Origin of the sequence: Nostoc sp. MS1, from assembly GCF_019976755.1 — a bacterium.
Lineage (GTDB): Bacteria > Cyanobacteriota > Cyanobacteriia > Cyanobacteriales > Nostocaceae > Trichormus.
The window spans coordinates 6,645,485-6,660,746 of record NZ_AP023441.1 but is presented as its reverse complement, the minus strand read 5'-3'; the positions used below and the strand labels follow the sequence as shown (position 1 = coordinate 6,660,746).

Below are 15,262 nucleotides of genomic sequence, written 5' to 3'. Positions count from 1 at the left end.
TAATCAAATTAAATAATTAATAAATTTAAAGGGTATGATATCAGCCCTTTAAATTCGTTTTCTTCTAATTCGTGACTTTTTCAGATACCCTGTTTAGTATTTTTCATCATATTGAACTTCAATAGTATGAGGTGGAGTAAGTTCTGTCATCAGTTCAGCGACGGATATAAGCCTTTGGGTATAACCAATATTCGCCCCAGAAAAAATTAGACCATTTTCTACATCACCACGGGCAGATGTAGCCAGTGCTTGTAACAAACAATAGGTTTTTCCCTTGTCTCGACACAAGCAAGTCTCTAAACAGTTGGCAATACATCGTTTTTCCAACGTGGAGGAATCAGTCATTACCTGTTGGGTGAACTGATTATGTAAGGCACGGCTGGGCTTGCCTACGGGACTCGGTACAGTGACTATATCCTCTGGTTGGGCTTGGAGATGACATTCTTTATAACGCTGATCGGCATCACATTCGATTGTGGTAATGAAGCGCGTACCCATCTGTACACCATCAGCCCCTATTGCCAGCATCCGATCAATATCAGCGCGATCGCTAATTCCCCCAGTTACAATCAAGGGTATCCTCACCCCTAACTGATTATCAAAATAATCCCGCAGTTGACTAATTACCCACTCAATAGAAAACCCTGGAATGTTCACCTGTTCGCACTGAGTAAAATGTCCTCCTACCTGTTGGCAATTCTCCACAATCATTGCATCAGGTAAACGATTATAACGACTTTGCCAAGTTTGGCAAATAACTTGCGCCGCTTCCACATTAGCCACACTCGGCACTAGCGCTACATCAGGATAGGCGGCAGTATATTCTGGTAAAGCTAGGGGTAATCCTGCACCAGTGATAATTATATTTGCCCCTGCTGTGGCGGCTGTCTCGGCTAATACCGGATAATCTTTTGTAGCAACGAGAACATTCACTCCAATCACCCCATCAGGGCTGATACTACGGGCTTTTGTCAGTTCATCTATCAAAGCAAGTCGATTAGCTGTAAAAAAGCTCTTTTTTTTACGTTTGTCAAAGTAAGGTGAATCTAAACCCAGCCCTAGAGACGCAATTACTCCCACTCCCCCCGCATTAGCAACAGCACTAGCCAAACTTGCACCAGCTACCCGTACAGCCATCGCCCCCTGAATAATGGGATGATGAGCAATATGTTTACCAATCCGCAAAGGCTTGAGAATACGGGTGTTCACAGACTTATTCACTGATTAACTAAATAACTTCAGAGTAATTTTAGCACTAACTCATAGTTATTTATGCTGCCGTAATTTGATTGAAGCTCCAGCAACTTGCGTGATTAAAATCACATATATGAAATTTTGTAGGTATTCTTTAATTGTTATGTCTTTTCCTGCTCATTATTCTCTGATAGTAGTAATAAATAAGAGATAAAAATTATTAGTAAAACATAGATTAAGCTCAAAGAATAAGTGAATTTACGGTATATTTTTTAGTTGTGAGTAAAATGACAGCAACAGTTATATGGTCTGCTGCTTAAACCCCGATTGCCAGAATCCACAAAATCCTAAAGGTACAAAATTTTGCATCAGTTGTGGAACCGAGTTGGTATTGTTACTAAGAAACCATTACCGTCTCATCCAACCGCTTGGTAGAGGAGGGTTTGCTTGTACCTATCTAGCAGAAGATATAGACAAGTTAAACGAACAATGTGTTGTTAAACAGCTAGTTAGTAGCCAGTTTTATGGTAGTGGCGGTAGTCAAGCCCAAAAAAAAGCTGCTGAATTGTTTGAGCAAGAGGCAAAACGCCTGCAAGAATTAGGAAAACATGACCAAATTCCGACACTATTAGCCTATTTTAAGCAAGATAACTACCTATATTTAGTCCAGGAGTTTATTGAAGGGCAAAATTTATTGCAGGAGTTAAAACAACAGGGAATATTTGACGAAAATAAAATTCGTAAATTGCTGAATGATTTGTTACCTTTATTGGAATTGATACATCAGCAACAAGTAATTCATCGAGATATTAAGCCAGAAAACATCATTCGCCGTCAAAGTGATGATAAATTTGTCCTAATTGATTTTGGTGTATCTAAACAAAAGACCAACGTAACTAATCTGACACCAGGAACTATCATTGGTTCTTTGGGGTATGGGCCAATGGAACAAATTCAATTTGGCGAAGCTTATCCTTCTAGCGATCTCTACAGTTTAGGTATAACTTGTTTTCATCTGTTGACAGACATTCCCCCCTCTCAACTATGGAGGGAACAAGGCTTTAGGTGGACTAGTAATTGGCGCAGTCAAATAAAGCGATCGCTCAGTCCACAATTAGGGCAAATTTTAGATAAGTTACTGCAAGAAAATCATCAACAGCGTTATCAATCAGCCAGAGAAGTTTTACAGGATTTGAATTTTTCGCCTCGAAGTGCGAATTTAGAACCCACATTAATTAACTCACCGTTACCAAGTCCACAACCTGCTCCCGCTCCCACTTCTCTATCATTATCAGTACAAAAATTGATTCCTGGAGTTTTAACCGTAGGTTCAGGAAGTTCGTTGTTAGCTATTACCTTAATAAGTTTTTTAGGAACTACTTTAATTAGCTCTGGATTATGGTTGCTAATTTTAGGTATTTTACTATTTATTCAATCCCGCTCTTTATTTGAAAAAGTTTATTTACTTCTTGTAGCTATAATTACGAATTTATTTTTGATATATATTTTACATATTTGGCGCATTAATAACCCGTTAGAATCTGGAATCAATGGATTGATAGTTGTAGTCTTACTAGTCATCCTTAGTGGTGTGTTGGCATTTATGCTGTTGAGAATATCTCAGATTTTTGACAAGTTAATTACTAAGTATTTCTAATTTTCAATTTTTTGTGTTTTTTAAAACCCTATTTAGATAAAGCTAGTGAACATCAATATATAAAGGAGTTTTTTATGATCCAAAAGGATGAAAATATTCGCTTGTTTATCTCTCTAGGGCTTTCTGGATTAATGGTTGCAGTTATTTTATGGTTAGTCGGTAAACTATCACCTCAATCGCAGATGGCCATCAATCCAAATCCACCTATAGTTTCTCCAGAATGGATCAGTATAGGTGACAAGTTTTTAGTCACAGCAGATAAAACAGATGAGAAAGAAGCTGGAATCAATGCTTTTAAATCAGGTAATTTCAGCAATGCTATTTCTAAATTCCAAGCATCGTTGCAAAGCAAGCGGAATGATCCAGAAACATTAATTTATCTAAACAATGCCAAAATAGGTAATGCAAAAGCTCTTAAATTAGCTGTAATCGCACCAATTGGTAGTGCTTTAAATGAGGCGAAGGAAACTTTACGCGGTGTAGCACAAGCTCAAGATGAAGTAAATAACAGTGGTGGTATCAATGGTATACCATTGCAACTACAAATTGTCAATTTGAGTAACTTTGGAGAACTTAATAAAATAGATGATGAATTGGTTAAAGACTCTCATCTTTTAGCTGTAGTAGGTTTCGGTCGGAACGAGACACTTTATAGACAAAATAGTTTAGTGAGAGTTTCTCCAGGAAGTTCGCGTAGTCAATCTGGACAAAATTCTACACAAAACATTAAAGAACCAAAATATGTATTTAATGTCAGTCCTAATCAGGAAGTTTTTAATCAAGTTCTAGCTGAATATATTGTCAAAAAAGAACATCGTACTAATATAGCTATTTGTCGAGATTCATCATTTAGAACAAATCAAAATCCATCTAATACAGAAAGATCAAATCAAAATATTGTTAAAGAGTATACAACGTTAATCAATCAAGCAGGAGGACAAGTTGTAGACACAGATTGCGATTTAGGAGCGGCAGATTTTATAGCTAGTGATTTTATTGCTAAGGCGACAAGCGCTGGTGCAGAAGCCCTTATTCTGCTTCCTAGACCAACTAATATTAATCCAGCCCTGGAGGTAGCCAAAGAGAATAGGGGTAGAATGGCACTTTTTGGTTCTCAAAATCTCTATAGTGAAAGAGTGTTAAAGTTTGGTCAGGGGGACATTAAAGGTTTAGTAGTATCTGTACCTTGGCATCGTGATGCCAACCGTAATACAACTAAAGAAGATTCTTTTGCTGAGAAAGCCGCTAAACGTTGGGGTGGAGATGTAAGTCCGCGAACGGCTACAGCCTATGATGCAATGCAAGTGATTATCGCAGGCTTAAAAGAGGATAGTACTCGTCAAGGATTACAGAAGGTGTTATCCAAGGAGAGTTTTACCACTATCGGAGCCACGGGTGAGGTGAAATTTTCACCATCAGGCGATCGCTTGGGTGGAGTATTTTTAGTTAAAATCCAGCCTTGCGAGTCAGGTAAGCGTTGTGCTTCTAATACTGGCTACGATTTTGAACTGGTGCAGTAGAAAGCCCATAGTCCTTGTTTAGAAGATTGGTGTTTTATCGCGCAGTATCTTCAATTTTTGGGTTTGTTGCAGTAGACGCTGACTGATGCGATCGCATACTATCTCGCATAGCTCAAATATCATCGGGTCGGTAATCTCGTAATAAGCACTAGTACCTTTAGGCTGACGAGATACCAAACCCGCCTGAGTTAATACCTTTAAATGCTTAGATAGATTCGCCTGTCCTAAACCAGTCGCCTCAGCAATTTCCATCACATTCATCGGCCCCGACTTAAGACAGGACAAAATTTGTAATCGACTCGCCTCTGATAGCACCTTAAAATAGTCAGCGATCGCCACAAGAACAGAAGGATCAGCCTCAGATGGCTTAGTATTTGGCATAGATAAGATTTAATTGCCAACAAAAAAGTTTAATAACTAGTTGGTATTATAGCCAAATACTATTATAGTCATTAGTCATTGGTCAACAGTCAACAGTCAACAGTCATTAGTCAACACCTAAAAATGAAGACTTTTAACTATGGACTATGGACTATGGACTATGGACTAATTCCAAACACTGACCCAACCGTTGACTTAATAGAATCCCTAGCGTCCTTGAGAGTCTGGGTAATAGGGTGTTTACTCTGCAAGAATACCCGCGCACAGTTGCGTCCTGGCATTCCCGAAATCGAACCACCTGGATGAGTTCCTGCACCTGTGAGAAATAGGTTTTCAATGGGGGTTTTGTAGTTTGCTATCTCTGGTAAGGGGCGGAAAAATACCATTTGATCTAAGGTCATATCAATATGGTAGTAATTACCTTTATATGCACCTAACCTTTCACCCAACTCTGCCGGACTTTCTACGCGACGGGCAATAGTAGCTGTTTTCACATTTGGCGCATAGGTTGCCAATTTATCAACTACCTTGTCTGCAACTTGATTCTTCAATTCATCCGTCCAACCAGTACCTCTCAAACCAGTACCTTCTGCACCAGCGATTTGATAGGGGGCAAAAAATTCAATCCAGACCGTATGTTTACCTGGGGGTGCTAAAGAGGGGTCGAGATAGCTAGGCATAACCACATACATTGATGGGTCAGAATCTGGTATCTCTCCCAAGGTACATTTACTATGGGCTTGTTCTACATGGGTAACGGAGTCAGCAATTAAGATAGACCCGACTAGATACTCATCTTTATGGGCGTGGAAGGGAAAGCGCAGGGGTTCATCTAATGCCAAATCTATTTTGAGGATGGTTTCATTATTATTGACAATGCGGCGTTCCAACCTTTCCCATAAATCTGGGTCTGCTGCATCTATATCGCTTTTATCGGTCATTTGTAAAAACAACCGTTTAGCATCAATATTAGAAATCACGCCATACTTAGCCCGATACTCTGTACCGCCACATACCCTGACACCCACAGCTTTACCATCATCAATTAAAACTTTCTCAACGTGCTGGTCTGTGAGAATTACACCACCTTTACTTGTCACCAGATTGACCAAAGCTTTAACTAAAGCACCAGTACCACCGCGAGGTCTAGCCATCCCAGGATTATGACGCATTGCCATCATAATCGCACCGATCGCAATAGTTTTTTGTGATGGCGGTGCGCCAAGTTCTGATGCTAATCTGGCCAAGGGTGCTTTGAGAAATTCCGAGTCAAACCACTCATTGAGAATATCTTCCGCACTGGTCAACATATTGCGGATAAAGTCTAGGGTTTTGTTAGGGGAACCAATGACGGAAAATAAATCTTTAAATTTTGTGATGTCGTAGTTACCGACAATATCTATGATTGATTTTGGTGGAGCGTTAAACATGGGAATCATTGCCCCTAATGCCCGTTGCCAATACTCGGTAAACTCGGCGTATTTTTTAGCATCACGTTCGCTATAACGGGCGATTTCTGCACAAGTCTTTTCTAAAGATTTATGAGCTAAAAAATACTTGCCATCAGGATGAGGGCAGAAAACAACAGGGTCACATTCTAAATATTCTAACCCATATTTTTTCAGTTCTAATTCCTCAACAACTGGCCCCAAATGTATAAATTCGTGGTCAATTGCACACAAATTAAACTTAAATCCTGGTGCTTCTTTGGGTAAGCATTCTTCTGTTGTGGCTGCACCACCAGGGACAGAACGTTTTTCTAAGAGGAGTACGCTATAACCAGCTTTGAGCAAATAAGCAGCACAAACTAGTCCGTTATGTCCTGCGCCTATAATTACAACATCATATTCCTGCATATTTGTTACTTATAAATAGAATTGTTTGCTATTGAAATATGTGACAAGAGAAGTTTTTATGTTAATGGTGAACAAAACTAATTCTTCACTACTAACTCTACCATTAAGATTCTGTAAGCTCAGATATTGCCTCTGGTATTTGACTCACATGAGCTTCTGAGAAAATTATTAAACTTCCTTGTTGAATTTCCATGTCTTTGATACGAATATTAATACCCTCCCAGGTATAGTAGGGTAGATTAACTAATGCTTTAAATTTCTGCATCAAGGCAACAATTAATTCTAAAGAAACACCTTCACCCTCATTACAATGAAAACTTTCTAGTCGCAGAGTTTGCTTAGAGGTACGGGGGCGTAGTTTGGCTAAAAAACCTAAAGGACGAGTCTCGCCTTTCTTGTGTATTAAAACTTTTCCCTGGCATTCTATACGACTATTACCAGGTAAAAATATTTGTATTTCCTGAAGTTTTAAATTAACAATCTCACCGTCTACATCTAAATCAAAATTTTGTGTAAACTTGCGAGAAAAATCTGAGGCAAGGGCAGAATTAATATCTGCTTGCGTAAGTTTAACGCGAGCGTTAAAATTTAATGGTTTATCTAATTGTACCTGACCAAAAATCACGCTTAGGGGATTGATGGCAAGGGTATCTGTTTTTAGCTGTATTTCTTGTACACGGAGATTCTGCTTTGTAACTAATCCTTGTCCAGCAATTGTCACACCATCCGCTTGGCCTTGAACTATTTTTAGAATATCTGTTTCTACAGAAATATCAATTTGTTCTGCGGCCTCTAGCTGATTGGATATAGTTCTTTCTGCTACCTGAGATACAAGTTGTCCTTCCAAATTTTGCTTATCTGACATGAACTCATACTTTTATTATCTACTATTATTAGTTACTTTAAACGTTGAGTATCCCTGAAGGAATCTATAGCATGGCATATATAAGAATCTAATTTTATTATTGGATTTATTTATATAGATAGGGAGTGGGAAGTAGGGAATGAGAAGTAGAGCGTAAGGAAAAGCTTTTTTGATAGCTAATCAATGTCTCTAAAAATCAAATAGAGTCTTATATAAATCAAAAATACATTAAGTATTAATGCTTAATAAAAATTATCAAATAGCACATTGTTTCATATATTTACAAAAAACCAAAAGATGAGATACTTATGGAAAAATAATCCAATAAGGTGGATGCAAAATATGCAGCTTTTTGGTATGCCAGCAGAAAAAGGCAGATGGTTGCTTATTCCTCTTGGTGCAATCGTTTTACTCTGCTTGGGAACAGTCTATTCCTGGAGTATTTTCAGAAAACCTTTAGAGAAATTACTAAGTATTAATGCTACTGAAAGTCTCTTACCGTTTACAGTTCTGTTAGTGCTGTTTGCGATATTGATGCCAATTACTGGTTTTTGCATCAATCGTTTTGGGACTCGAACTGTTACCGCAGTTGGTGGAGTAATTACCGGACTCGGCTATATCCTGTCTAGTCTTAACGGTAATTTACAATTGCTGACTTTTACCTACGGTGTCATTGCAGGTATAGGTGTCGGGATAGCTTATGGAGTTCCCTTAGCAGTTGTTGCTAAATGGTTTCCTGATAAGAAAGGTATTGCTGTTGGCTTAACTGTGATTGGTTTTGGCTTATCGCCATTAATTACTGCACCTTTGGCAAAATCTTTGATTGATAGCTACGGAGTGCGGCAGACCTTTATGATTTTAGGCGTAGTTTTTACAGCTATTATTTTAGCGATCGCCACTGTCTTAAAAACACCGCCACAAGATTGGCAACCCGCAGGCTGGAACCCAACTTTAACAACCCAAAACCGTTCCAGCAGCAGTCAAGGTAAAATGTTGGAAAGTCAAGCATTTTACGGCTTATGGCTATGCTATACCATTGGTACATTCTCAGGATTGGCAGCAATTGGTATTTCTAGCCCTCTAGCCCAAGAAATTATTAAATTAGATGCAGCCACAGCAGCCAGTACAGTGTCATTGTTTGCAGTTTTTAATGCTTTAGGACGGCTATTTTTCGGCTGGTTTACTGACCGCTTTAGCCCCAAACTGGGAGCAATTGTCTCTTTTGTATTAGTATTAATTGCTTCTTTGATGATGCTAAAAGCAGGCGAAGGTGCAGTAGCCACCTATTTAATAGCCTTTTCCCTATTTTACTTTTCCCTTGGGGGATGGTTAGCGATCGCTCCTACCACCACCTTAATTATGTTTTCCTCAGCAGACTATGCCAAAAACTATGGTATAGTCTTCACCGCTTACGGTGCAGGTGCTTTAGGTGGAACTCTCCTAGCTGGCAGAATTAGAGATATCTTCGGTAGTTACACCGTTTTCTTCTATCCAACTACAGCATTGGCAATTTTGGGTATAGTTTTAGCTGTCTTTATGCTGAAACGCAGCTTCTCAACTTCCACAGTTCCCCAGATTTAGGAGCTACTGTGTACACACAAGTCTTATGAACTTGTCCCACGGTGTTTTGATCCCCCCTAACCCCCTTTTTTAACGGGGATTTAGGGGGATCAAATGATCTTTTTAGCTCAACATAGAGATGTGTGTACACCGTAGAGATTTAGGAGTGGGGGGAGACAAGGAAGATTTATGACTCCCCACTCAGCACTCTCTACTCATCACTCAGCACTCCCTACTCTCTCCAAACTCCGGGGCTTAATTTGCCGCTTACCTTTAATTACCATTTCAATAGGATGGTCTGGGCCTGTGACTAAACCACGACGCTTAGGTCGGACTTCTCTACGATTAACTAACTCTAATTCGTAACTACTCAAGATTTTTGCAAGTGCTAATTTCATTTCCCACTGAGCAAAGGCTAGACCAAGACAGCGCCTTGCACCACCACCGAAGGGGAGATACTCATAGGGTGAAAATTGCTTTTCTAAAAAGCGCTCTGGCTTAAATTTCTTCGGTTGGGGATATAAATCTTCGCGTTGGTGGGTTAAGTAAATGGAACCAATGACTGGTGTACCGGGTGGGAGTTCATAACCACCCAATGATATGGTTGTTTTCACTCTGCGGGCAAAGGTCAGCATCGCTACAGGATAAATTCGCAAAGTTTCTGAACAAACAGCACTCAGGTAAGGTAATTTGAAAATTGTATTGGAGTCTGGGTTATCTCCTAAATTATCTAGTTCTTGTAATAATTTTTCCTTAACTGCGGGTACTTTATGAACCCAGTACATAGCCCAAGCTAAAGCTGTGGCGGTGGTTTCGTGGCCTGCTATCAACAGTGTCATCAATTCATCACGTAACTCGACATCGGTCATAGACTGACCTTCTGCATCCTTTGCATCCATGAGTAGGCTAAGAATATCGGTACGCAATGAGTCTGGGTTTTCTTGGCGTTCCTGAATTTCCTGGTAAATGAGTTCATCGACTTGCTGTTGCAGTCGCATCTGTTCTCCCCAAAGATTAATCGGGCCAAAGTCTCTTTGCAATGCCGGGAAATAAAGAAATGCCACACTCAAGGGAGAACTACCCTTTTCTAGAAGTTCAGATAAGAGGTGCTGTAGTTTTTTGGCACGAGGGCTGTCATGTAGTCCAAACACGGCCTGCATAATTACCCTTAAGGTGATAGCTTGAGTAGCAGACCGAATGTTAAAGGGTTGGTCTATCTGATATTGGTTGATAACTTTTTCGGTGACATCAGTAATTACCTGACCGTAGCCTCGCATCCTTTCCCCATGAATGGGAGGCATTAATAACTGGCGTTGGCGTTGGTGTTCTTCACCAGAGAGGGTAATTACAGAGTAGCTACCCAGTAGAGGTTTAAATAAATCATTCCATTCTCCGGGTGCTTCTAGTTGGTTGGTATCGTTGGTTAAAATCTGCTGGATATCTTTGGGGTTGCTGAGAAATAATATTGGCGGTACGTCTTTAGCTAGTCTGATGCCGAAAATATCTCCATAGCGTTGGGCGCATTCTTCCATGAATGACATAGGACTAAAAACCCAACGCAATACTTGAATAAAAAGGGGAGTTTGAGGGCCTTTTGGTAGCTGCATAAGATTATTTTTGAGGGGAGAATTGGATATATTGCAATACGGTTGAGATCAGAATAATTAACAACCGATACAAGCTGATAAATCAAGATGTTTGCAAAATAGATTTACTTTTTTGTAATAAGAAGGGGCTGCCTCATCTCTAGCCCCTATTGTCTAACCTCTAAAGAGGCATCAAAGCATCTAATCTACCCAGCACCGCCATATCTTCTGCATCCAATTCTAAAAGTGTACCGCTACGAATTAATTCGGCAAAGTCTTCATTCGGAACCATAATTGTCAATGTGTACAAGCGAGAAGTGCCTGTATTTTTAATTAAATGAGTTCCCGTAGGGGGTACTAATAAACTATCTCCGGCTTTAATGGCAACTTTTTTGCCATCACAAATAGCAATTCCTTCGCCTTTAATGACGAAAAACATTTCTATTGCCCATTGATGGCGATTAGGTGGTGTTTGTCCACCAACATCAAAAATCTCTACACAGCAAGTTAAGGAAGTGTTGGCATTTGTGGAATCAAATATAATTGCTAACCGATTTGTATCGTGAGGACTAATACGATAAACTTGATAGTCCTTCGGCGATTTAATAACAGGAATTACACAACGAGTAGCGTGCATTTATTTATCCCCTCCTGTAATGTCAGGATGATTGAGGGCTGTGAAAATTGCTTGAGAATCACTCACAAAACCAAAGCATTGTTTGACGTTATATAACGTCGCTAACCAACAATAATCGGGAGAAGTTGTAGCAGTGCAATCTTGTAATAAAATGCAGTCATAACCCAGGAAGTTGGCATCAGATAGGGTAGTCATGACGCATTGATCAGCGTTGACTCCAGTAAATAATAATGTGGTAATTCCCAGGTTTCGTAAAATACTATCTAAAGGCGTATCCCAGAAGCCACTCATACGGTACTTGTCCACAAGAATATCTTCTGGTAATGGCTGGAGTTCGTCTACGACTGCGGCCGCCCAACTACCTGCCATAAGTACTCTAGCACCGTTTTTAGGTAAGCGATCGCCTAACCCCACCCCATCCCCTGTAGGATTGTAAACATGAAGCACATTGGCGTAAATATTTGCTAAGTCGGCACGATTACCCCAATTCAACCAAATTACAGGCACACCAACCGCACGCAATTGGGGCAGTAAAATATTTAAAGGTTCGATAGGTTTACGGGCTGGTGTCACATCTACGCCAATATGCGCCAACCAACCATCAGGGTGACAGAAGTCGTTTTGCATATCAATGACGAGGACGGCGGTTTTTGCCAAGTCTAGGCGTAGAGTTTTGGTTTGGGTTGATAATATAACAGGTTGTGGGGTCTTTTGCGGACGAGTGATATCTGCGATCGCTTGATTCACCATCCAAGCATTCGGTGCTATACCTAATGTGCGTAAAGACTGATCCATAAAATTGCCATGCCCAACACAATTACTATTTTGTACCCTGAAATCATATTGAGCGTTTAATTACTTAACTAAGGTTAAAAGCTATGAGTTTTACTATCAAAAATGTTTTGCTGGCTACTGATGATGGGTATACCACTACTGATGTGCAGGTAGTAGACGGTAAAATCGCCGCCATTGCCCCTAATTTAGAGGTTGTGGGGAATCCTATTGATGGTCAAAATAAGCTGTTACTGCCCGGTTTCGTCAACGCCCACACGCATTCATCGGAGATGTGGCAAAGAGGGGTAATGTCTGCTTATCCGTTGGAGTTATGGCTGGCGGAACTGTATGATTTTGCCCCGATAGATACAGAGAAGGTTTATCTCAGCGCCTTGGGTACGGCTGTGGAAACTTTACTTTCCGGGGGAACAAGTGTAGTTGATCATCTGGTGTTGATTCCTGGGCAAGAATTGGAAACTATCGCCTGTGCAGTCCGCGCTTACAAAGAGGTGGGGATACGGGCGTTTGTAGCCCCCTTAATTCAAGATGAATCCCTCACAGCCGGGCTACCCTCTGGGGAGTCTAGCCAAACCCATGAACCTTTTTTCCGTTCTACACAAGCCACTTTAGACTTGATAGAGGAAGCGGTGAAACAGTACCATCGTCCAGAGGAAGGTATAAATATTTTAGTTGCACCTACTGGGATTCAGTTGTGTACTGATGCTTTATTTGAGGGGTGTATTGAGTTAAGCGATCGCTATAATTTATGTCGTCACTCTCATTTATTAGAAACCAAAGCTCAAGAAAAACTCGCCCAGGAAAAATACGGTTATAGTGCTGTTACCCATCTTAAACAGATTGGTTATTTAGGCGATCGCACTTCCTTGGCACATTGTGTCTGGTTAAATGATGCCGATATCGCCATCCTTGCCGAAACTCAATCTACAGTCGTTCACAACCCCTTGAGTAATTTACGCTTAGGTAGTGGTATCGCCCCTATTTTAAAATATCGCCAAGCAGGGATAAATGTTACTTTTGGTTGTGATGGTGCTTCGAGTAATGATTCCCAAGATTTGTTAGAAGCCATCAAAATTGGTTCTATTTTACATAACGTTACCGACTTCGATTATCGTCAATGGATTACACCTATACAAGCAGTAGAAATGGCATCTTTAGGTGGCGTTAAAGGATTAAATCTAGCTGACAAACTCGGTTCTATCACTGTAGGCAAACAAGCCGATTTAGTCATGTATGACCTCACCAATTTATCATTACTGCCCCGTACAGATCCCATTGGTTTATTAGTATTAGGTCGTCCTAGCAATGTTGTTAATAGTGCTTGGGTCAATGGCAAACAAATTGTCGCCAATCATCAAGTAACGACAATCAACTTTGATAAATTGCGAGAAGAACTATTTAATTTGAGTGAATGGGTTAATAAACGCCAATCTCAAACCGTCGAGCAAATTGAGCAACATTACCGTACAGTTATGGGTTTAATTTAACAGTTATCAGTTATCAGTTAAATAAGAGGGTTTAAGTCCCCCACTAGTTAGTGGTAGGCGTTGGTGGCTCTTTTAAATCCCCCAGTATACGCCGCCAGGACTGTTTACTGTTGACTGTTTTAATGAGGAAAACTAACAGGTCAAGTCAGAGGCGAAGGCTTGGTTTGAGTGGGCTAGGAAGGAGAGGATTGTGATTGCGATGTCGGGTGAGGTCGTGTATACACCGCATGGGGAGGCTGTAGCTTTGTCCCAAATGATGCGGCGGTTTCCGATGTAGAAGTAAATTAATCAGCACTCAATTTAAAGATTTTACAGTGGATTGATTAATAAATAGCTCAGTTTCGAAAATCTTTTTCTTAAATGTCTTAACTGTCTTCTTAAGTGTCTTAACTAGGATTGAAATCGGATTGCTATTCAATTAATATTTTTCATGTAAAAGGAAAGCTAGATTAGGAGGGTAAAGACTTTTCTAAAACCTGCAAGAATATCGGACTAGTGCAGTAATTGAGCAACCGTCAATTGACCTATCCCCAACACCCTGCAAAGCGAGAGGTTTCACGTTTTCGAGCGTGACACTCGGTTAGTATGTTCTTGTAGTAAATATCCCTTCTGTGCGATTCAGCATTGAACTGCTGATTGAAAACTGTTAACTAAGTTTAGAAGTTCTACCTCTTATGTCTAAACCAGATCGCTACGTTGATTACGATCCAATTGCACGAATTTACAACGAATACTGGGGACCGTTGCTAATTAACGTCTGTTGGCCTGCCCTCGAAAAATTATTTCTGCCCTATATCCCTCAAGGCACGCATATCCTCGACTTGTGCTGTGGCACAGGTCAACTGGTTCAAAAACTGAGAAACAGAGGCTATCAAGTCACCGGTCTCGACGGTTCTGCACAGATGCTGCAATACGCAAAGATTAATTCACCAGAAAGTGACTTCATCCTAGACGATGCCCGTACTTTCTCACTTCCTCCTAGCTTCAACGGCATCGTTTCAGCCTCTGACTCGCTTAACCATCTGCTGCATCTTGAGGATATCACCTGCACTTTTCAAAACGTGTTTGCTGCCCTATTAGATGGTGGCGTTTTTTTGCTGGATATGAACTTGGAAGAACGCTTCCAAAAAGCGTGGAAAGGTTCTGTTGGGGTTGTGGAAAAAGACTATGCCTGGATTGGGCGTGCCAACTATAACGAAGAAAGCGGTAGAGCAGAAACCACACTCACCGTTTTTACCCAGAAGGAAACCTCTTGGCTGCGTTCTGATATGACTTTACGTCAAAAGTACCACGCTAGAGCTAATATCGAGTCGGCTCTCACCCAAGCTGGCTTCACACAAATTCAGGTTTATGACGCTGAGAAAGATTTGAGTATCCCTGGACAAGTAGGCCGAGCATACTTTGTCTGCCACAAACCATCAACTAAAACTAGTTAGTCATAATAGAAGTTTCCTGCCTCTTTATGGAGTTGGGATTCACAAAAGGTGATCGCGTTGTTGTCCAGACTGCGGCGGTCGTCTTTTTGCTTGCCTAATTTTGCCTTTATATTTATTTAGTCAGGACTTACGCAACTGGCACAAATAGCGGGCAGGGCGCGACCCTGACACGCGATAATTTAAATCAAACCAAGCATATAAGAATACTTGGGCGTTTCAGTTGCTGAATTAAATAATTAGGGCTCTTCAGTTCCTTTTATGGAGTCGAATAATAAATAAAATCTAGTCAGA

The 15,262-nt window shown here is 40.4% G+C and carries 12 protein-coding genes; 5 read left to right on the top strand and 7 right to left on the bottom strand.

Annotated elements, in window-relative coordinates; genetic code table 11:
* Nucleotides 1-93: 93 nt before the first annotated feature.
* On the bottom strand, nt 94-1,209 hold the full coding sequence (locus NSMS1_RS28840; RefSeq protein ID WP_224088152.1) for an NAD(P)H-dependent flavin oxidoreductase: 1,116 nt from the start codon (nt 1,207-1,209) through the stop codon (nt 94-96).
* A 289-nt stretch (nt 1,210-1,498) separates the two neighbouring features.
* Here NSMS1_RS28840 and NSMS1_RS35370 point away from each other — a divergent pair, with 289 nt between their 5' ends.
* Together NSMS1_RS35370 and NSMS1_RS28830 are read left to right on the top strand one after the other, a co-directional pair.
* On the top strand, nt 1,499-2,851 hold the full coding sequence (locus tag NSMS1_RS35370) for a protein kinase domain-containing protein (protein WP_411908651.1): 1,353 nt from the start codon (nt 1,499-1,501) through the stop codon (nt 2,849-2,851).
* A gap of 74 nt (nt 2,852-2,925) precedes the next feature.
* Nucleotides 2,926-4,371, top strand: a complete 1,446-nt coding sequence (locus NSMS1_RS28830; RefSeq protein WP_224088151.1) for an ABC transporter substrate-binding protein — start codon at nt 2,926-2,928, stop codon at nt 4,369-4,371.
* A gap of 18 nt (nt 4,372-4,389) precedes the next feature.
* Here NSMS1_RS28830 and NSMS1_RS28825 read toward each other — a convergent pair whose 3' ends face one another.
* From NSMS1_RS28825 to NSMS1_RS28815, 3 genes are all read right to left on the bottom strand, one after another.
* On the bottom strand, nt 4,390-4,752 hold the full coding sequence (locus NSMS1_RS28825; RefSeq protein WP_224088149.1) for an ArsR/SmtB family transcription factor: 363 nt from the start codon (nt 4,750-4,752) through the stop codon (nt 4,390-4,392).
* Between the two features lie 158 nt (nt 4,753-4,910).
* Nucleotides 4,911-6,608, bottom strand: coding sequence for a beta-carotene ketolase CrtO (gene crtO / locus NSMS1_RS28820; RefSeq protein WP_224088147.1), 1,698 nt, complete (start codon nt 6,606-6,608; stop codon nt 4,911-4,913).
* 103 nt (nt 6,609-6,711) lie between these two features.
* Complete coding sequence (locus tag NSMS1_RS28815; RefSeq protein WP_224088145.1) at nt 6,712-7,473, bottom strand: DUF2993 domain-containing protein; 762 nt, start codon at nt 7,471-7,473, stop codon at nt 6,712-6,714.
* 342 nt (nt 7,474-7,815) lie between these two features.
* On the opposite strand from NSMS1_RS28815, the gene NSMS1_RS28810 reads away from it, so the two are divergent.
* Nucleotides 7,816-9,054: an OFA family MFS transporter gene (locus tag NSMS1_RS28810; RefSeq protein ID WP_224088143.1), complete on the top strand. Its 1,239-nt coding sequence runs from the start codon at nt 7,816-7,818 to the stop codon at nt 9,052-9,054.
* Nucleotides 9,055-9,251: 197 nt separating this feature from the next.
* On the opposite strand, the gene NSMS1_RS28805 is transcribed toward NSMS1_RS28810, so the two are convergent.
* From NSMS1_RS28805 to NSMS1_RS28795, 3 genes are all read right to left on the bottom strand, one after another.
* Nucleotides 9,252-10,640, bottom strand: coding sequence for a cytochrome P450 (locus tag NSMS1_RS28805; RefSeq protein WP_224088141.1), 1,389 nt, complete (start codon nt 10,638-10,640; stop codon nt 9,252-9,254).
* Between the two features lie 160 nt (nt 10,641-10,800).
* Nucleotides 10,801-11,256 (bottom strand): cupin domain-containing protein, encoded by a 456-nt coding sequence (locus NSMS1_RS28800; protein ID WP_224088133.1) that lies wholly within the window; start codon nt 11,254-11,256, stop codon nt 10,801-10,803.
* Complete coding sequence (locus tag NSMS1_RS28795) at nt 11,257-12,051, bottom strand: cysteine hydrolase family protein (protein WP_224088131.1); 795 nt, start codon at nt 12,049-12,051, stop codon at nt 11,257-11,259.
* An 83-nt stretch (nt 12,052-12,134) separates the two neighbouring features.
* On the opposite strand from NSMS1_RS28795, the gene NSMS1_RS28790 reads away from it, so the two are divergent.
* A complete protein-coding gene (locus tag NSMS1_RS28790; protein WP_224088129.1) occupies nt 12,135-13,535 on the top strand; it encodes an amidohydrolase in 1,401 nt (466 codons plus the stop codon).
* Nucleotides 13,536-14,278: 743 nt separating this feature from the next.
* Nucleotides 14,279-14,971, top strand: coding sequence for a class I SAM-dependent methyltransferase (locus tag NSMS1_RS28785; protein ID WP_224088127.1), 693 nt, complete (start codon nt 14,279-14,281; stop codon nt 14,969-14,971).
* Nucleotides 14,972-15,262 lie beyond the last annotated feature (291 nt).